The organism is Micromonospora sp. FIMYZ51 (genome assembly GCF_038246755.1).
Taxonomy (GTDB): Bacteria; Actinomycetota; Actinomycetes; order Mycobacteriales; family Micromonosporaceae; genus Micromonospora.
Window position 1 is genome coordinate 2,075,966 of the sequence record NZ_CP134706.1, and the last position, 18,192, is coordinate 2,094,157.

Consider the following 18,192-nt stretch of genomic DNA (forward strand, 5'->3'; position numbering starts at 1 on the left):
CGACGAATCGTCGTCGGCTCCGTGGATCGGCGCACAGGGTGCCCGGTCCGAACACTCACCAGGAGGTTCCATGTCAACGCTACACACCGAGAGGTATGGCAAGGCGAACACCAACGACGACGGCACCGCGACGCCGCGCAAGCGGTTCGGCGCCGGACGCCGCACCGCCGCCGCACTGGCGCTCGTCGCGCTGACCGGCACCGCCGGCATCGGACTTCAGCACGCCGACGCCGCGCAGGCCCACCGCCCGAAGAAGGACACCATCCAGAGCAGCCTGGACGCCCTGGTCAAGGCCGGCGTCGCGCCCGGGGCGCTGGCCTCGGTACGGGACAGCACGGGCCGCGTCACCAACTACACCGCCGGCGTCAACGACCCGCGTACCCGGGCGAAGGTGCCCACCGACGGGTACGTACGGATGGCGAGCAACACCAAGATGTACACCGCCGTCGCCGTCCTACAGCTCGTCGACGAGGGCAAGGTGCAGCTGGACGAGCCGATCGAGACGTACCTGCCGGGGCTGGTCCGTGGCAAGGGATTCGACGGACACACCATCACGGTCCGGCACCTGCTGGGTATGACCAGCGGCCTGCCCGAGTATGACCTGCCGGATGTCTCCGTGTGGAGCAAGAGGTACTACGAGCCGCGCGACATGCTCGACTCGGCGTTCGCCCACGAGGCGCACGCCCCGGCCCCCGGCGGGCAGGTGCAGTACCGCAACGCCAACTACATCGTGGCCGGTCTGCTGGTGCAGAAGGTCACCGGTCGCCCGCTGGCCGAAGTGATCACCAACAAGATCCTGAAGCCGGTCGGGCTGCACGAGACGTACTGGCCGAGTGTCGGTGACAAGACCATCCGCCGGCCGTACGCCAAGGGCTACCTGCCGGACCCGGAGACGATGAAGTGGGTCGACACCACCCAGGTGGATCCCTCCATCGCCTGGGCGGCCGGCCAGATGATCTCCACCCCGAGTGACCTCAACAAGTTCCTGGTGGCGCTGCAGAACGGGAAGCTGATCTCGCCTGCGACCCTGGCCGAGATGCGCGACAGCAAGGTCTTCCTCCCCGGTGGCGAGGCTTTCCCGGACCTGGTGTGGCACTACGGCCTCGGCACCACCGGGTACGACCTCTCCTGCGGCGGTCGCGCCTGGGGGCACGGCGGTGACATCGACGGCTACTCCAGCCGGACCGCCATCACCGCCGACGGTCGGGCCGTGACCATCGTGGTGACCGCCGAATCGAGCCCGGTCCCCGACGGCATCTTCCAGGTCCTGGACGCCTTCGACGCCGCCCTGTGCGCCGGCAGTTAGCTGTCGCGAGTCAACTTGCCCCGGTCCCTTCGCCCGAACAGCCACTGGCGGAGCGATCCGCCGCCGGTGCCGGAACGCCTGGCGTACCCGCACCGGCGGCGGCCCGGCCGCCATCCGTACCCAGTCAAGGAGCAGCCTGCCATGCCCACTCACCTCACTCGACTCCGCCGGCCCACCCGGTCGCGTCGCCGGGTCGTCGCGATGGCGACGACCGCGGTGATCGCGGCGGGTGGTCTCACGACCGCCGGCCCGGTCGGTGCCGCCTGGGCCGAGACCCGCCCCGACGCCATCGGGCAACGCATCGACGCCCTCGTCGGCGCCGACCGGCACCCGGGGGCGCTGGCCGCCGTCCGGGACCGCCGCGGCCGGACCCACTACTACACGGCCGGGGTCGGCGACCTGCGCACCGGCGCGAAGGTGCCGAAAAACGGCCAGGTACGCATCGGCAGCGCCAGCAAGATGTTCGCCGCCGTCGTCGTGCTGCAACTCGTCGACGAAGGCGCAGTCGACCTCGACGAGTCGGTCGAGACGTACCTGCCGGGTCTGGTGCGCAGCCCCGGGGTGGACGCCGACGCGATCACGGTCCGTCAACTGCTGCAACACACCAGCGGGTTGCCCGACTACACCGACACGATGTTCCCGGAAATGATCGACATTCCGCGGTACCAGCACATCTACTTCGAGCCCCGGGAGCTGCTGGACATGGCCAACGCCAGGGCAGGCAGGCCGGCCGGCGACTGGGCCTACAGCAACACCAACTACCTGCTGACCGGCCTGATCGCCCAACGGGTCACCGGCCGGCCGTTCAACGAGTTGGTCACCACCCGGGTCATCGAGCGGATAGGTCTGCGTGACACCTATGCGCCCGGGATCGGTGAGGAAGGTATCCGCGGCAGGCATCCCAAGGGTTACCAGCTCGACGAAGCCACCGGCGAACTGCTCGACTTCACCCGGATGGACCCGAGCTGGGGTTGGGCCGCCGGCCAACTGGTCTCCACTCCGGCCGATCTCAACACGTTCCTGCTGGCCCTTCTGGCTGGCAAACTGCTCAAACCTGCGCAGCTGGCCGAGATGCGCACCGCCGTCGCGCTGCATCCGCAATCAGGTGTGGGGTACGGGCTCGGCCTCTTCCGCACCCCGTTGAGTTGCGGCGGGGTGGCGTGGGGCCACGGCGGTGACATCCCCGGTTACTCGACCGTCAACGGCGCCACCGACGACGGTCGCGCGGCGACCGTGGTGGTCACCTCGCTCAACGGGTCGGTCACGGACGGCTCTGTCGCCGCCGAACGGGCCGACCTCGTCGACGCCGCGCTCTGCGCGAAGTGACCGGCATGGCAGGAGTTCCGCTCTCAGCATCGCGTCTGACCTGCGGAAAAGTGCGGGTCAAACACCTTCGTGTTTGTGTCCCTTGTGGTCGGCTGGGTGCTCGGTGGGCGCATCGCGGCGGGCTGTTGCCGGGGTTGCCGCGGGACGGGCAGCGGGCCGTGTTGGTGTACGAGGGTGGCGAGCGGCGGCAGGCACAGGTGCTGTTGGCGGAGGCGCTCGGGTTGGCGCAGATGTTCATTGCGTACCAGCCGGCTGCCGAGTTGTTGTGGCGGGTGGCGGATCGGGCGATGGTGGCGGCGCAGGAGTCCGGTGATCCGGAGGCGATCGCGTGTGCGGGGTGGTTTCTGCGTCAGGTGCATCGGGACGCCGGGGATTGGGATACCGCGATGGCGGTGACGCTTGACGTGTTGTCGGCTCTGGAGCGGCAGGTGGCCGATGGGGGCACGAATCTGCTGGCGTTGTGGGGTGCGTTGAACTTCGAGGCCGCGTATACGGCTGCTCGTGCGGGTGAGGAAGGGCGGGCCTGGCGGTACTGGGATCGTGCGGACCAGGTGGCGCAGCGCCTGCCGCAGGGTTTCTACCAGCCGCAGACGTCGTTTTCCCGGGTCATCATGGGCGCGCACGCGGTGACGGTGGCGGTGGAGTTGCAGAAGTCGGGTGAGGCGGTGCGGCAGGCTCGTCGTCATGATGCGGCGGCGATTCCGTCGAGGCCGCGTCGGGCACGCCATCTCCTTGGATTTGCTCGACGGGCCACGCTCCACCCGCACCGATGCTCGTGATCTGGCGATAAAGGTTGGCCTCGCTTCATAGGGCCAGCCTGTCGTCCTGGCTGCCGGCGAAGAGTGGATCAGCGATGGTCATCGTGCGACGAGGCTGAATCGCTGGTTGGTGCCGCCGTGGCAGTCGTAGAGCTGGACCCCAGCCGGGGATCGGGCCGCGTTCACCATTGCGACAATGACCGGTGGGGCGCCCGCGACGCGGCGCGCCCCACCGATCACAGCGGTGTCGTGTTGCGGTTGTCGGGGTTGGACCCTGCGGCTACCAGGTGAGCAGGGCGGATCGGATCTCGGCGCGGAACAGCTCGGCGTTGATCGTCGCCACGGCGTTGTCCAGCGACACCGTCGAGCAGGTGGTGCAGAGGTACTGATTGTCCACGAATGTGCCGTACACAAAGACCCGCTCGCTCACGACGCCGCCCGACTTGACCGGCAGGGCCATCCTGCCCGCGTTGGTGCGGACGTAGACCCAGCCGTTCGAGCAACCGACCTGGGCACACGGCACGTTGTAGCTGCCGCCCTTGAAGTGGTTGCGCATGAGGGCGATGAACTGGGCGGCCACGGCGCCCTTGCCCTGCGCGTTGGCCTCCGCCGTCACGATCGCCGCCAGCGGGCTACCGCCACCCACGCCGGTGTTCATCGGCTGGTAGAACTCGGTGCGGAACTGCCCGGTGCCGAGCAGGGTGCCGTCCTCCACTCCTTCGTAGAGCCGGCCCATGTCGACGAGGGTGGTGAAGTTGCGCTTCCCGCCGAGGTACGCGCAACCGGCCTGGTCCTGATCGATGGTGGTCGAGGTCATCCCGGCGGCGTTCGCCGCGTTCTGGACCGCGGCCAACCCGTATCGCAGGACGACGCCCCTGGTCGTGCGGTTGTCCGAGATGGACATCATGTTGTCCTTGCCGAAGTCGAGGGTGCTGGTGACCCGGTTGGCCACCACCTCGTCGGCCGGGATCGGGCAGGCGTCCTTCGTGTTCGCGTTGAACGGGCTGTTCGGGTAGTTGTAGTAGGTGAACGACGAGTTGAGCGATTCGCCGTTGCGCACGCTGCGCATGACGGTGAGGTTGTGCACCGCCTTGATGGAGCTGGCCGGCTCGTACTGCAAGGTGGTTCGCAGGCCGGTGCTCTGGCTGCCGCCCACCCGCTTGAGGTAGAAGCCGAAGTCGGCGGTGGGTAGCCCATCGGCGTCGGTGTACGCGGGTGCGATGAGGTCGGAAAGCCGTCGGGTCTCCGCGTTCACATTGTCGATCATGAGAGCGTCGTAGCGGCGTACGCCGCCGACCAGGTACGTGTCCACGTCGAACACTCGTGCCCCGTGCTGTGCCGCGACGTTGAGCGCCTGGCTCAGCGAGGTGAGGCCGAAATGCACCCAGGATGCCTTGGCGTCGCTGCCCGAGTTGTGCACCTGGATGAAGTTGTACGTGCCGTCGGCCTGACGTTCCAGGTTGGTGATCCGTCCGCCGAAGTCGTTCATCTTCTGCCGGACCGAGGCAGCGCTCTGGTTGAGCCACCACTGCCAGGACTTGGCATCGGTCCCGGTGTTGGCGACGTAGATGGCGGAGTACACCTTGGTGCCCCCGACGGTGTGTGTCTCCAGGTCGATCAGACGCTTCACCGGGTCGCCCGCGTTGGGCTTGTTCGCCGCCAGGAAATCACCGACCGCCGCCGAGGTGACGCCGCTCGACCACCACCAGGTGCGCGCGGCGGAGCCGGTGTTGGAGACCATCACCACGGCATACCGGACCTGGCCGTTGATCACGTACGGATCGATGTCGATCAGCCGGGCGGTGTGCTGGTTGATCTTCTGGCCCACCTCGGCGAAGGTGAGGCTCGGGTACCACCACCAGCCGGGCACCGCGTACGCGCCCGAGTCACGGACCATGACGACGGTGTAGGTGCCGGCAGCGGCGTCGTACACCTCGATGTCGGTCAACCTGGCGTCGTGCTCGTTGATTCGGTCCGTCACGAACTGCTCGGTGACGTTGGTGTAGGACCACCATCCGGTGACCACGGACACCGACTTGTCATCGGTGAGCGCGTCGGCATCGGCGTGTGCCGGTCGCTGGCCGCTCCAGACGGCGGCGACGGCGGCGACGACGAGCGCCAACAGCAGCGCGCCGAGCCGCTGATGGCTGATGAGAACCGACGAGTTGGTGCGGCTGACGCTCAGCAGCCGATCGGTTTCTGTCATGGGGCCTCCCCTTCGGTCGCGCGGTAACGTCGCCGGCCCTCGCGCTGTCACGTGCCGGAAGTTCATGTCGTGTTCCTTCCTCGATCTGCTGGGCGGGGACGATCCCGCCCATGGACGGTGGCACGCGTTTCCGCCGGGCGCGGGGCATCCTGGACGCCACTGGACGCCGCTGGACACGGGCAATTGGGACCGAAATCCCGGGTGGACCCTGGTGACGGCCGGCACCGTCGAACCGACCTGCCGGGTACCGGCCATGACCCTCGACCCGGGTTCCGAGCCCCGGCGACGATCGCCCACCACGATGGACGGACGAGGCGAAGGCAAGCGCCTTCCCGAAGTCTGGGTGCATTGACGGATATCGGTCGGTTTGCTGCCGGTGCCCAACCGGGATGATTACGCTCCCGGACATCAGCGCCCACCGCCGGGCGGCCAGCACGCGGAGGCCGCATGTCCGACCAACGGGTACGTCCCGACGCCCGACCGGCGATCGACCGAGTGTCTGAGGCATCCCGTTCCACGCTCGCGATCGTGCGCGAGTCCGCCGACGTGCGGACGGTGCACGATCTGGCCGGGCTGCTGCGCCAGCTCCGGCGCCGACACGCCCGGCAGCAGGGCGACACCCCATTGACGTACCGGCAGTTGGCGGCGAAGACCGGCTGGTCGCGCGGCATCATCGGGGAGTACTTCGCGGGAAACGTGCTGCCCTCGACCGAGCGCTTCGACATCCTGACCGGCCTGCTCGGCGCCACCGGAGTCGAGCAGGGGGCGCTGGCCACCGCGCGCGACCGGGTCGAGGAAGGTCGGCGGCAGCCGAACCCGGCCGACGGGCAGGAGGAAGCCGAAGTCCCGGTGGCCCAGGCGAGCGCCCCGGCAGCAGGTGCCGCCCGGAGATCGACCGTCGTGCCGCACCAGCTACCACCGGCCCTGGCCAGCTTCGTCGGCCGTACCGCGCAACTCGCCCAACTCGACGTCGCGTGCGGCGTCGACAACGGGTCTGCCGTCCCCGGGGCAGGTGGCCCCGGTGAACCCGCCGCGACGAGCGTGGTGTTGTCCGGCACCGCCGGGGTCGGCAAGACGACCCTGGCGGTGTACTGGGCGCACCGGGTCGCCGAGCGCTACCCGGACGGACAGCTCTACGTCAACCTCCGGGGATTCGACCCCGCCGGCCCGATGACGACGCCCGCCGAAGCGGTTCGGGGGTTCCTTGAGGCCCTCGACGTGCCGCCCGAACGCATCCCCGCTCACCTGCCTGCACAGGTGGGGCTGTACCGAAGCCTTCTCGCCGGCCGGCGGATGCTGGTGGTGCTGGACAACGCCCACGACGCCGACCAGGTTCGCCCCCTGCTGCCCGGCAGCCCAGGCTGCCTGGCGTTGGTGACCAGCCGCAACCGTCTCGCCGGCCTGGTCGCCGCCGAGGGAGCCCGACCGATCACCGTGGACCTGCTCACCGTCGAGGAGGCCCGGCAGATGCTGGCCCGACGCCTCGGTGCCGACCGGTTGACGGTCGAACCACGGGCCGTCGACGAGATGATCGAGCGGTGCGCGCGGTTGCCGCTCGCGCTGGCCGTGGTCGCCGCCCGAGGACTGGCGCACCCGGGGTTTCCCCTGGCCACCCTCGCCGCCGAACTGCGGCAGACGCGGCGCCTACGCGACGCGTTCGACGGTGGTGACGTCGGTACCGATGTGCAGGCGGTCTTCTCCTGGTCGTACCAGAGCCTCACTCCGCCCGCCGCGCGCCTGTTCCGGCTGCTCGGCTGCCACTGCGGGCCGGAGATCGGGATACCCGCCGCCGCCAGCCTGGCTGGACTGCCCCGCGATCAGGTGCACCGGCTGCTGGCAGAGCTGGCCAACGCCCACCTCGTCACCGAACACGCGCCGGGCAGGTTCGGCACCCACGACCTGTTACGCGGGTACGCGGCCGAACTGATCGAGAGCACCGAGACACCCGGGACCCACCGCGCGGCAATCCAACGCGGCCTCGACCACTACCTGCACTCGGCACACAGCGCCGCGCTGCGGTTGCAGCCCAGCTGGGATCCGATCCCGCTGGCCGCTGCCCCACCCGGGGTGGTGCCCGAGGCGATCAGCGACCACCGCCACGCGCTGGCCTGGTTCACCGCCGAGCATCGCGTCCTCCTCGCGGCGGTCGCCCACGCGGCGCGTATCGGGTTCGAGGGGCACGCGTGGCGGCTGGCACGCACCCTGGTGGACTTCCTGCAACGCCGGGGCCACTGGTTCGACCTGGTCGACGCGCAGCAGACCGCCCTGGCCGCGGCGCGGCGGGCGAACGACCCGTCCGGGCAGGCCAGCGCCCACCGCGACCTCGCCCGGGTGCTGGCCCGGACAGGCGAGCGGGAGAGGGCGGAGAGTCACTACCGCGCGGCGCTGAAGCTCTTCGGTGAGCTCGACGACTGCACCGGCCAGGCGCGTACCCATCGGGCGTTCGGCGCGATGCTGGATCGACTCGGTCGGCACACCGAGGTCCTGTACCACGCGCAACGGGCCGCGGATCTGTATCGGGCCGTCGGTCACCTGTCCGGGGAGGCCAGCGCGCAGAACGGGATCGGTTGGGCGTACGCGCAACTCGGCCAGTACGGGCCGGCGCTCGAACACTGCCGGCGGGCATTGGTACTGCTGCGTCGAACCGACGACCGGCACGGCGAGGCGAACACCTGGGACAGTCTCGGCTTCATCTACGACCGTCTCGGCCGCCATCGTCGAGCGGTCCGGTGTTACCACCGGGCGCTGCGCCTGTTCGTGCAGATCGGTGACCGGTACGACGAGGCGGAGAGCCTGATCCGGCTCGGTGCCAGCCGACGCTCGTCGGGCGACCGGGCGGGTGCCGCGCGCACCTGGCAGCGGGCCCTGCGCATCCTTGACGATCTCGGTCATCCCGACGCGGAGTGCGTCCGCGAGCAGCTCGTCCGCACCCGGGGCGGGCGACAGGAGCGCGCGACGAGCAGAAGACAAGCCCGATGGCTGTCGGTGCGGCGCCGAAAGATGGTGCCGAGAGATCGGCTTTCCCACCGACAGGGTTCTTGTTCGCGTACGCCCGACCGGCCTCACTGAGGTCCGGCGCCGCTGCCTAGGAAAGCGCGCCTCAGTTGAACCGGCGGACCTGATCGCGGCGGTGACCCCAGACGGTGAGCCCGGCGAAGATCGTGATCCATACTGCGAGCATCACCAGTGACAGCGGCCCGACGGGCTCCCCGGTGAGCGCGACCAGCACCAGGTCGGTCGCGCCCCGGGTGGGTACGAAGGGTGCGATCTGCTCGATGATTCGCGGCGTGTCCGCCTCGTCGAAGAACATCCCGCCGGCCACCGCCAGTGGCAGGAAGCCGATGCTGTTGGCGATGGCCGCCACCCGCATCGTCATCAGGTAGCCCATCGCCAGCCCCAGTAGGGTGAAGGTCACCACCGTGATCAGCAGCGCCCCCGCTGCCAGCAGCACCCGTGACGGCGGAGCCGAGGCGGCGGTGAACACTCCGGCCACCAGCAGGATCGGGATGATCGCTGCGGCGACGACCGCGAGCCCGACCAGCAGGTAGCCGAACATCTGCGGCGCGATCCCGCCGGGCAGGGTGCGCAGATAATGCCCCCAGACCGATTCCCGTTGCGCGGCGATCGCAACGCTGAAGTGGGCGACGCAGGCCATGAGCACCCCGAACACCACAAGGGTCGCGGTGGCCGAGGTGATCGCCGCCGCATCCTGCCCGATGAACGGTACGACGAAGAACACCATGACTCCGACCGGGACCAGTGCCACGGTCAGGAACATCGTGGGCGTACGGATGGTCTCGGCGAGGTTTCGCCGGGTGTAGGTCATGGTCAATGAGGACATGGAACGGCCTTTCGGGTCAGGTGGTCCGCCGGTCGCCGGTGATCGCCAGGAAGGCGTCCTCCAGCGATGCGGCTTCGATCTCGATGTCGGTAAAGGACGCGCCGGAGGCCACCAGTTCCCGGACCAGCGCGGTGGCGTCGTTGGTGAGCAGATGGGTGCGGTCGGCGTCTCGCTCGATCGAGGCGACCGCGCGTAGCGCGGGCAGCACCGGGTCGGTCAGGGTGACCCGTTTGAGCCGGACCTGGCTGCGGATCTCGGCGACACTGCCGTCGGCGATGATCCGGCCGTGGTTCATCACCACGACCCGGTCGGCCAGCGCCTCTACCTCCTCGATGTAGTGGCTGGTCAGCAGGACGGCTCCGCCGTCGGCGTGGAAGGAACGGATGCCGTCCCACAGCGCCCGCCGGGCGTCCACGTCGAGACCGGTGGTGGGCTCGTCCAGGAACACCAGTCGGGGCCGCCCGACGAAGGCCAGCGCGACCGCGACCCGCCGCTGCTGTCCGCCGGAAAGGCCGCCGGCCTGCCGGTCGGCCAGCGGGGTGAGGTCGAAGCGGTCAAGTAGTTCGGCCCGGTCCACCGGATCGGGGAAGTGCGCCGCGACGAAGTCCACAAGTTCGGCGACCCGCCAGGTTTCCGGGAGCCCGGTCTCCTGCGGCGTCACACCGATGACACGGCGGGTCGACTCGCTGCGCGGGTCGCCGCCGCACAGTTCGACACGGCCGGAACTGGGCCGCAGCAGGCCCGTCATGACGTTGATCAGTGTGGACTTTCCGGCACCGTTGGGGCCAAGCAATCCGAGTACCTGCCCGGCAGGGATATCCAGGGACACGCCGTCAAGCGCGGTCGTGTCGTTGTACCGGCGGGTGAGGTCGATTGCGCGGGCGAGGACGGTCATGAGGCGGCCTCCGGGACCTGTCGGTTCGGGGCGGACATGATCGACGGGATGTCGGGGAAGGCGAACGGGCCCGGCTCGCCGTGCGGCACGACCGGCCACGCCTGTCCGGTCCCGCCGCGTGTCAGCACCAGTTCGGCGACCTCGGCGACCCGTTCGGGCGACAGGACCGCCACGCCCAGGTCGCTGATGAACGGGATCGCCTCCCCCAGGATCGGGGTGTCGATGAAGGTGGGGCAGAGCGCGTTGACGGTGACGCCCCGGTCGGCCACGACCGGCGCGACGGAGCGGACCAGCCCGATCACGGCGTGTTTGGTGGCCGCGTAGAGCGGGTTCATCGGGCTCTCGCTCAAGCCGGCGAGGCTGGAGGTGGCCAGGATCGCGCCGGAACCCTGGGCGGTGAATACCTCCAGGGCGGCGTGCAGCCCGTAGACCACCCCGTCGAGATTGACCGAGACCAGGTCGCGGTAGTGCTCGGGCCGGAAATCCTCGATGAAGCTGCCCTGTTCACCGATTCCGGCGTTCAGCACGGCGATGTCGAGGCTGCCGAAGTGCGTGGTCGCGGTTCGGACGGCGGCGAAGTTGTCGCTCGGCCGGGTGACGTCGGTACGGACAAAGGCGCCGGCAACCTCCCGGGCGACCGTCTCGCCGGCCGGATCGACGTCGGCGATGACGACGCGGGCGCCGCCAGATGCGAAGCGGCGGGCGATGGCCGCGCCGATTCCGCTGGCTCCGCCGGTGACGAGTGCGACTCTGCCGTCGAGGGGGTTCATGTCTGCTCCGTGGTGGACGGGACCGGCCGGGTGGCGTGGTCGATAGCGGTGGTGATCTCCCGCAGGTAACGGTCGATGTCGAGGTCGGGATCCCGGGACAGCGCGGTGGGTACGGCGTCGATCACGCCGCGCACGATCCGGGCCATGACGGTGACGTCGAAGTCCCGGAATTCGCCGCATTCCTGCCCCGCCGCGAACAGTTGCTCCAGCGGCAGCAGCATTTGCCGGTCGAATGCGGCTGGGTCGGTGTCGGGCAGGTCAGCCAGGCCACCGCTGGTGAGAATCTCAACGAGCGCGATCATCCGGGCCGGATGGGCGCGCATGTATTCCAGGTTCGAGCTGAGGTAGGCGCGCAGCTGGCCGGCCGGCGTGGTCTCGGCGTCGATCATCGGGGCCATGAACGCTGCCGCATCGGTGTAGACGGTGGTGACGACCTGGGCGATCAGCTCGGACTTGCCCGCGAAGTGGTACGAGATCAGTCCGCGGCTGATCCCGGCACGGGTGCCGATCTTGCCCATCGACGCGCGGTGGTAACCGACCTCGGCGATGGTCTCAACGGCGGCGTTCACAATCTGGGCCCGCCGTGCCTCTTCGATGAAGGAGCGTGACTGGCCGTCGTGATCAGAATTTGGCACCATGGCCAAAAATTTAGCATCACCGCCAAGTGGGCCGCCATGCGCCCAGATCCGGACGCATGGTCATGCTGGCTAGATACTCATGTTGCTTGTGTATTCGACACCATGCGATCGACCTCGCGCCCCGCGCTGCGGGAACCGTCGTACTTCGTCCTTGCTGCCCTGCTCGGTGGCCCGCTCCACGGTTATGCCGTGATCAAGCGGGTGACCGAGTTGTCCGATGGGCGGGTGACGCTCGCTGCCGGCTCGCTGTACTCGGTGATCGACCGGCTGCTCGGCGAGGGGCTCATCACCGCCGACGGTGAAGAGATCGTCAACGGGCGTGCCCGTCGCTACTACCGGCTCACCGACGAGGGTTACCGCGTACTCGCCGAGGAAGCCGACCGGCTCGCCCGGGCCGCCCGGGTGGTCATGGACCGCCTGTCGCACCGGAGCTTCCCGCAGGGAAGCACGTCTCAACCTTCTATCGCGAGGATCAGACCAGCATGAGTTCTGACGTTCTGGAGAAGCGCTACCGCATGCTGCTGCGGGCCTATCCGGCCGGCTACCGCCGCGAACGTGCCGACGAACTGATCGACACGTTGATCGGCGACGAACCGACCACCCGCCGCTGGCCCAGCGTCCGGCAGGCGGCCTCGCTGATCCGGGGCGCCCTACGGGTGCACGGTGGCAGCACCGCGGCTCGACCCACCGCCGTGCTGCTCTGGCAGGGCATCCACCTGGGCGCCATGGCGGTGCTGGCGCTGGGTGTGCTCATCGGCCTGGACGACCTCGTCGAGGCGTTCCAGTTCGGCGGATTCTTGGACCCCCTGGCCGTCCTGCGGGATCAGGGCATCCAGCCGGTCATGGTGAGCGCGGCGCTGGTGGCGCTCGTCGCGGGCCGCGCCCGCGCCGCTGCCGTCCTGGTGGTGGCTGCGGCGGTGGTGCCGACCGTAATCTCTCCGTACCTGTTCCTCAACGGCCTGCCGCAGTGGTGGGCACCGGTCGTCGCCACGCCCTTGATCGTGGTGGGCCTGCGGCGTCCGGCGGACGTGCCGCCGGCACCCCGGGCCAACGCCGTTCTGGTCACCGCCGGCATACTCGCCCTGCATCTGATCCCTGCGGACGGCTTCCGCCACGCCGACATCAGCTCGCAGATCGTTGCCGCCACCATGGTGATCGCCGCGGCAGCCGCCTTCCTGTGGGTGGCCACGGCCGACCAGCGACTGCTGATCGCCGTCGCTCCCACCTTCCTGCTGGGCACGCTCTACCAACTGGGCAACGCCGGGCCGACGGGGGAACTGCTGTACCGGCCCGACGCCCTGCCGTCCCTGGTCGTCGCGATCCTCATGGCCGCCACCGCGGTCGTCTCGACCCGGCTGCGGCAGCGCACCCGCGCCTGACCAACCGGTGGGCGGTCCGGCCACGGCCGGACCGCCCCGGCAGGACTCGGTGCCAGCCTGTCGCCGGGTCTGCCGCGCACCCCGGGTCGCCGTCGTCGGGTCGTACGACGAGGGTCTTTCGTCTGGCTACGCCGCTAGGACGAGCAGCGTGCGCGCATGATGGGCACGCCGGGACCGGTCAGCTCGTCGTGGTAGACGTGGCGGCCCGCCATGGCCATGGTGAGCGCGAGCGTTGTGCCGCTTACCAGCGGGCCCGTGCCGGTCGCGAAGGGCCCGTCGGTGGCTTCCAGGCGTAGTCCCTTGGTGGCGCTGCGGCTGGCGACGGTGAAGTCCCGGCTGGCGTAGAAGCGGGCGACCTCGGTGACGGCTGGCACCGGCGGTGTGTGCGGCAGTCCGAGCGGCCGGCGGATGTCCTGTCCGTGCACGATGACCTCGCCCAGCCAGGCGGCGGTATGCCCGGTCGCTGCCGTGGTGCTGGTGATGACGCGACGGAATCGTTCGAGGGTTTCGGCGGGTGTCGCACCACGCTGCTCGGCCAGCCGGCGCTGGTTGTGCAGATCGGAGTCGAAGCGTGCGCCCAGGATGCTGGTCAGCCAGCGCACTGTTCCGGTGCTCGCCGCCGCGGTCAGGTGGGCGACGACCTCTTCAATTGTCCAGTTTCCACACAGTGAGGGCTGCGCCCAGTTGGCGTCGCGGAGTTCGGCGAGGTCGTCGGCGAGGGCGGCGCGCTCGGCGTGAGTGGCGGACCACAGGGCATCCCGTGCGGTGGTCTCGGCCAAGGGAACTCCAGTAGCTGGGTGGCTTTGTGGGGGAGGGCCTGACGCATGCGCCAGTGTCATCGGTGGAAGCGTACTCGTCTTCGGATCACGCCGAGAGCCTCGCCGCCGCTACGTCCCAACCCAGGGTTGACATTGTCGCATGCTATGACTCATTGTTTTGATACAAAGCTTGCGACATTTGGAGGTGGGGCATGCGACAGGCAGATCACCCGGAGGTCAGGCGGTGGCTGGCCCGGCACGGCCTGGCCGACATCGAGCCGACCTCGTTGCTCGCGACGCGGCTGGCGGTGCGGCGGCGCGCCAGGCTCGCCGACAGCCTCCTGCTGGCCGGGTTCCTGATCGGCGCGGCACTCACGCACGCGTTGCGACTCACCTACGCCAGGTCCTCCTGGCTGCCACTGCTGGCGCTGACCGGGCTGGTGGTCGGGTTGCTGGTGGCGCAGTGGCTGCTCGGCTGGTGGGTGCGGCGCGTCGACAAGCGGGCCGGCGCGCACCTGTCCCGACGGGTCGCCCATCCGGTCAAGCTCGGCTGGCCGGCGGTGCTGGGTCGGCCGTACGCGATCTTCACCGCCGCCGCCTTCACCAGCGCCGTGCTGCTCGCCGTGAGCGTGCTGCCGGTTTCGGATTCCGGCTTGCGGTACGGGGCGATCGTCGTGCTGATCGGCCTCGCCGGCACCGGTGCCGGCACCATCATGCAGCTGCGCCAGGTGCTGGCGAGCCCGGCCGTGGCGGAGGACGAAGCGTCGCTCACCGCCGATGTCATCATGCGGGTCGAGGACGCCCGCGCCCTCGTCACACCCAGCCTGGTGTGGTCGCTGCCGGCGATTTTCCTGTACGGGGAGTCGCTCGGCTGGTGGAACGCGGTCTCGCTGGTGCTCGTGGTGGCGGGCGCGCTCGCGCTCAGCCTGATCCAGATCCGGGGCGCCGGTGCCGGGACGGCCGCCCGGCGAGCGATGGCGACCCGATGATCGTCATCGACGGGGCCTCGCCAACGCCGCCGTACGAGCAGCTCCGGGCCCAGCTCGCGAGGCAGATCCAGGACCGCTCGCTCGCCGTAGGCACCAGACTGCCGACGATCCGCCGGCTCGCGGCCGACCTCGGCCTCGCCGTGAACACCGTCGGTCGGGCGTACCGGGAACTGGAGGAGGCCGGGCTGATCGAGACCCGCGGGCGGGCCGGCTCGTTCGTCTCGGCCGCCGGCGAGCAGGCCCTCGAACAGGCCCGCCGGGCCGCCCGCGACTACGCAGCCGTCATCACCAGCATCGGCATCGAACCGGCCGAGGCGATTCGGATCGTCGAGGCGGCACTGGCAAATGCTTCGACACCATGACCGGGTTCGGCGCCTGGCCCGACGGCCAACGTCTGGTCCGGTCGTCGCCGCCGGGATAGCCCCGAAGCTCCTCGTGTAGTTCGGACAGCCGCGGGTCGTTGGTTGTCGCGGCCTGTTGGCGCAGCCGGTGCAGCAGGTGGGCGCGCCACTCGGGCAGGTTGAGGATTCGCGGCGCCATGCCGTCGGGGTGCAGGCTGAGCCGCAGCACGTTGACCGGCGGGGTGAGCAGGCGGGGCGCGGCACCGGCGGTGAGCAGGGCGACGGCAGGGTTGGCCTCGACGAGACGCCAGTGCTTGTCGATCAGCACTGCGGGATACGGGCGGTGTCCGTCGAGGATCTGCCGTACGGCGGCACGTACCGGAGCCAGTTCCGGGTCGCTCAGCTCGTGGCTGGGGTAGGCGGGCGCGTAGCCGGCGGCGAGCAGCATCGTGTTGCGCTCCACCAGCGGAATGTCGAGCTGTTCCGCCAGTCGCAGGATCAGTTCCGGGCTCGGCCGAGATCGGCCGGTCTCCACGAAGCTCAGATGCCGGGCCGACACCCCCGCCTCGATCGACAGGTCGAGCTGACTGATTCCGCGAGTTCGGCGCCAGTCGCGCAGCAGCTCTCCGACCGGTCGCGCCGCCCTGGTCATAGTCGTCACGCCGCCGACCCTAATTGCCGCGTTGGCGTACCGATCATTACCTGCGAGGTAATCGACAGCCCGTCAAGGCGGCGGAGATCATCTCTGTCAGCTGCGGCGACAGCCCTCGCCCTGGCAATGACGAGATCCCCGGGTGGCTGACGAACGGAGAAACCCATGACTGCGTACGCGCTTGCGCACCTGCGCCGGGCACCCATCCACGCCGACGTGCTTGAGTACCTGGAGCGCATCGAGGGCACCCTTGCTCCGTTCGGTGGGCGGTTCATCGTCCACGGTGGCACCCTCGACGTACTTGAAGGCGACTGGCCGGGCGACTTGGTGATCATCGAGTTTCCGGACCTGGCCAAGGCCCGCTCCTGGTACGACTCCAGCACCTACCAGGAGATCAAGCCCCTGCGGACCAGGCACCTCGCCGGTGAGGTGATTCTTGTCGAAGGTGTTGCGCCCGACCACGACTCAGCGCAGATGGCTGCCGAACTCCGTCGGGCCAGTGATTCGGTGGCGTCGTGAAGTAGCACGTTGCCGGCGGGGGCCGCGCGGCACCGCCGCTTCTGGCAGGATCCGTCGGATGCGCAGATTGATGGCGTGCTTTCTCGTGCTGGCCGTTGCTGGCTGCGGTGGCGGTGCGGTGACCGAGACGGGGGCCACCGAACAGTTCACCCAGGGCGGCGTCAGCATGGAGCCGACGGTCAGGGCCGGCCAGGTTGTCACCGCACGGACAGTCAGCGGCAGCTATCAGCCCCGGCGCGGTGATGTCGTCCTGTTCCGTGCCCCGGGCGGTCTCTGGGGTGAGCGTAAGGTGCCGTTGCTCAGCCGCGTGGTCGCGGTCGGCGGCGAAACCATCGCCTGCTGCGATGCCTCGGGCAAGGTGACCGTCGACGGTGAGCCGCTGGCCGAACCGTACGTGGCTGAGGATGCCTCGCTTGACGAGCCGCCGAATCCGAACTACTGCGGGCCGCGCCGGTTCGCTGCGGTCACCGTGCCGGCCGACTCCGTCTTCGTCATGGGCGACAGCCGCGCTCGGTCGAACGACTCCCGGTGTGCCGGGCCGGTGCCGGTGTCGTCGGTCTTCGCCGTGATGGTCGACTGACCAGAGGCGCATGCGATGTGGTCGAGCCGGTGGGCCAGCGCGCTGGTCGGCACGGTTTTCCGGCGCTGCGGTTGCCGCTGCGAATCGGCGAGGATGGCGACGGCCGCCTCGACCGCGTCCAGGGTTTCCCGGTCGCGCTGCAACATGGGCATGGCTGTGGTCGATCGTGCGCAGTGCCGCGTCGATCTCTCCCCGGTTGATGGCTCGCATGATGTCGCCGCTTGCCGCGTAGCCGTGACCCGCGATCAGCGCGAGGTAGGCGCTCAGCGCCCTGGCGTGCCGCGGTGAACCGGCGGTAGCCGGTCCGGACTGAGCCCGGCGACCAGCGCCACAGCGGACGTACGCGCGTCCTGACCACCGTCGTCGGGACGCCCGTTCAGTGCGCTCGCACTTCGGCGAGCCGCTTGACCGCGTAGTCGTCGCCCCAGCAGACGGCGGCCTCCCACGCGGCCGACGCCTGCGCGGCGAGGTCGTACGCGCCGTCGTCGAGACCGGCGGCGTTGTCCGGCAGCACCAGGTCGAGGTCGGGGACGTCGACGTGCGACTCGTCCCAGTCGATAAGCGCGACCTGGTGCGCCGTCATGCGGATGTTGCCCGGATTCGGGTCGCCGTGCACGACACAGGTCTCGCGTCCGGCCAGTCGCGCCCACGCTGCCCGGCATCGCGCGACGCCCTCCGGGGGCATCGCGCCCAGGTCGATCTTCGTCCCGGTCTCGGCGTGCAGGAGGTCGGTCGACGATCGCCACCCCGGGCGCTGCGGCCAGCCCCGCGTCAACCGATGCAGCTCGCGGAGCGTGGCGGCCACCCGACGCCAGTCGGCGGGCGTCTCGGGCGGTCCGCCGTCCAGATAGGTCATCACCACCAGACCATCGGCGAAGAGCCGGCCGTCCACGGTAGGGATCGGCACCGGCACGGTCAGACCTGCACGGTCGAGGTAGCCCAGAAGATCGGTCTCCCAGGCGAGATCAGCGTCGCTCCGGACACCGAGACGACCGACGGCACGCTGCCCGTTGACCCGTACGCTCCACACGTCGTTTGCGACGCCGCCAGCGAGCCGTTCGACGCGAGCGGCGTCGTCTCCCCAATACCGAAGTGCCTCCCACCCCATTGACCAGATCTTACGGAGCTCCGGGGCACGATGCCGGCGATGCTCGCGGCAGTCTGGCCATCGAGATCAGTCGTACTGATCTCGGGCATGAGCAGCGCGGTTCTGCTCCCCGGTGACGGCATAGGA

General features: G+C 69.5%; 17 protein-coding genes and 1 pseudogene. 10 read left to right on the forward strand and 8 right to left on the reverse strand.

Annotated features, from left to right (window positions below; translation table 11 throughout):
• The first annotated feature begins 70 nt into the window (after nt 1–70).
• The 3 genes and pseudogenes from QQG74_RS10175 to QQG74_RS10185 all read left to right on the forward strand — a co-directional run.
• Complete coding sequence (locus QQG74_RS10175; protein ID WP_341720040.1) at nt 71–1,306, forward strand: serine hydrolase domain-containing protein; 1,236 nt, start codon at nt 71–73, stop codon at nt 1,304–1,306.
• Nucleotides 1,307–1,447: 141 nt separating this feature from the next.
• A complete protein-coding gene (locus QQG74_RS10180; protein WP_341720041.1) occupies nt 1,448–2,632 on the forward strand; it encodes a serine hydrolase domain-containing protein in 1,185 nt (394 codons plus the stop codon).
• A 116-nt stretch (nt 2,633–2,748) separates the two neighbouring features.
• Nucleotides 2,749–3,442 (forward strand): annotated as a pseudogene (locus QQG74_RS10185) (XRE family transcriptional regulator); the annotation flags it as partial.
• A gap of 228 nt (nt 3,443–3,670) precedes the next feature.
• On the opposite strand, the gene QQG74_RS10190 reads toward QQG74_RS10185, so the two are convergent.
• On the reverse strand, nt 3,671–5,596 hold the full coding sequence (locus tag QQG74_RS10190) for a serine hydrolase (RefSeq protein WP_341720042.1): 1,926 nt from the start codon (nt 5,594–5,596) through the stop codon (nt 3,671–3,673).
• Between the two features lie 447 nt (nt 5,597–6,043).
• On the opposite strand from QQG74_RS10190, the gene QQG74_RS10195 reads away from it, so the two are divergent.
• On the forward strand, nt 6,044–8,665 hold the full coding sequence (locus QQG74_RS10195) for a tetratricopeptide repeat protein (RefSeq protein ID WP_341720043.1): 2,622 nt from the start codon (nt 6,044–6,046) through the stop codon (nt 8,663–8,665).
• A 31-nt stretch (nt 8,666–8,696) separates the two neighbouring features.
• On the opposite strand, the gene QQG74_RS10200 is transcribed toward QQG74_RS10195, so the two are convergent.
• The 4 genes from QQG74_RS10200 to QQG74_RS10215 are packed head-to-tail and all read right to left on the reverse strand — an operon-like array spanning nt 8,697 to nt 11,740.
• Entirely contained in the window at nt 8,697–9,437 is a 741-nt protein-coding gene (locus QQG74_RS10200; RefSeq protein ID WP_341720044.1) for an ABC transporter permease, read from the reverse strand.
• Nucleotides 9,438–9,453: 16 nt separating this feature from the next.
• Nucleotides 9,454–10,332 carry an ABC transporter ATP-binding protein gene (locus QQG74_RS10205; RefSeq protein WP_341720045.1) on the reverse strand — a complete coding sequence of 293 codons (879 nt, stop codon included), beginning with the start codon at nt 10,330–10,332 and terminating at the stop codon, nt 9,454–9,456.
• The gene (locus QQG74_RS10210; protein WP_341720046.1) at nt 10,329–11,102 is read right to left on the reverse strand and encodes an SDR family oxidoreductase; all 774 of its coding nucleotides are present in this window, start codon (nt 11,100–11,102) and stop codon (nt 10,329–10,331) included. Before QQG74_RS10210 ends, QQG74_RS10205 begins: the two co-directional genes overlap by 4 nt.
• Entirely contained in the window at nt 11,099–11,740 is a 642-nt protein-coding gene (locus tag QQG74_RS10215) for a TetR/AcrR family transcriptional regulator (RefSeq protein ID WP_341720047.1), read from the reverse strand. The genes QQG74_RS10210 and QQG74_RS10215 overlap by 4 nt, the downstream gene beginning before the upstream one ends.
• A 102-nt stretch (nt 11,741–11,842) precedes the next feature.
• On the opposite strand from QQG74_RS10215, the gene QQG74_RS10220 reads away from it, so the two are divergent.
• Together QQG74_RS10220 and QQG74_RS10225 are read left to right on the forward strand one after the other, a co-directional pair.
• On the forward strand, nt 11,843–12,226 hold the full coding sequence (locus tag QQG74_RS10220; protein WP_341720048.1) for a helix-turn-helix transcriptional regulator: 384 nt from the start codon (nt 11,843–11,845) through the stop codon (nt 12,224–12,226).
• Nucleotides 12,223–13,119 (forward strand): hypothetical protein, encoded by an 897-nt coding sequence (locus tag QQG74_RS10225; RefSeq protein ID WP_341720049.1) that lies wholly within the window; start codon nt 12,223–12,225, stop codon nt 13,117–13,119. The genes QQG74_RS10220 and QQG74_RS10225 overlap by 4 nt, the downstream gene beginning before the upstream one ends.
• Before the next feature lie 134 nt (nt 13,120–13,253).
• On the opposite strand, the gene QQG74_RS10230 is transcribed toward QQG74_RS10225, so the two are convergent.
• On the reverse strand, nt 13,254–13,898 hold the full coding sequence (locus tag QQG74_RS10230; RefSeq protein WP_341720050.1) for a maleylpyruvate isomerase family mycothiol-dependent enzyme: 645 nt from the start codon (nt 13,896–13,898) through the stop codon (nt 13,254–13,256).
• A gap of 191 nt (nt 13,899–14,089) precedes the next feature.
• Here QQG74_RS10230 and QQG74_RS10235 point away from each other — a divergent pair, with 191 nt between their 5' ends.
• Complete coding sequence (locus QQG74_RS10235) at nt 14,090–14,866, forward strand: hypothetical protein (protein ID WP_341720051.1); 777 nt, start codon at nt 14,090–14,092, stop codon at nt 14,864–14,866.
• Nucleotides 14,863–15,228 (forward strand): GntR family transcriptional regulator, encoded by a 366-nt coding sequence (locus QQG74_RS10240; protein ID WP_341720052.1) that lies wholly within the window; start codon nt 14,863–14,865, stop codon nt 15,226–15,228. Before QQG74_RS10235 ends, QQG74_RS10240 begins: the two co-directional genes overlap by 4 nt.
• On the opposite strand, the gene QQG74_RS10245 is transcribed toward QQG74_RS10240, so the two are convergent.
• Nucleotides 15,152–15,859: a helix-turn-helix transcriptional regulator gene (locus QQG74_RS10245; RefSeq protein WP_341721190.1), complete on the reverse strand. Its 708-nt coding sequence runs from the start codon at nt 15,857–15,859 to the stop codon at nt 15,152–15,154. The genes QQG74_RS10240 and QQG74_RS10245 overlap by 77 nt on opposite strands.
• A gap of 165 nt (nt 15,860–16,024) precedes the next feature.
• On the opposite strand from QQG74_RS10245, the gene QQG74_RS10250 reads away from it, so the two are divergent.
• Both QQG74_RS10250 and lepB read left to right on the forward strand, forming a co-directional pair.
• Entirely contained in the window at nt 16,025–16,378 is a 354-nt protein-coding gene (locus QQG74_RS10250; RefSeq protein WP_341720053.1) for a DUF1330 domain-containing protein, read from the forward strand.
• Between the two features lie 58 nt (nt 16,379–16,436).
• On the forward strand, nt 16,437–16,958 hold the full coding sequence (gene lepB, locus QQG74_RS10255) for a signal peptidase I (RefSeq protein ID WP_341720054.1): 522 nt from the start codon (nt 16,437–16,439) through the stop codon (nt 16,956–16,958).
• Between the two features lie 376 nt (nt 16,959–17,334).
• Here the strand turns inward: lepB and QQG74_RS10260 are convergent, their stop codons facing one another.
• Entirely contained in the window at nt 17,335–18,066 is a 732-nt protein-coding gene (locus QQG74_RS10260; RefSeq protein ID WP_341720055.1) for a phosphotransferase, read from the reverse strand.
• Between the last annotated feature and the right edge of the window lie 126 nt (nt 18,067–18,192).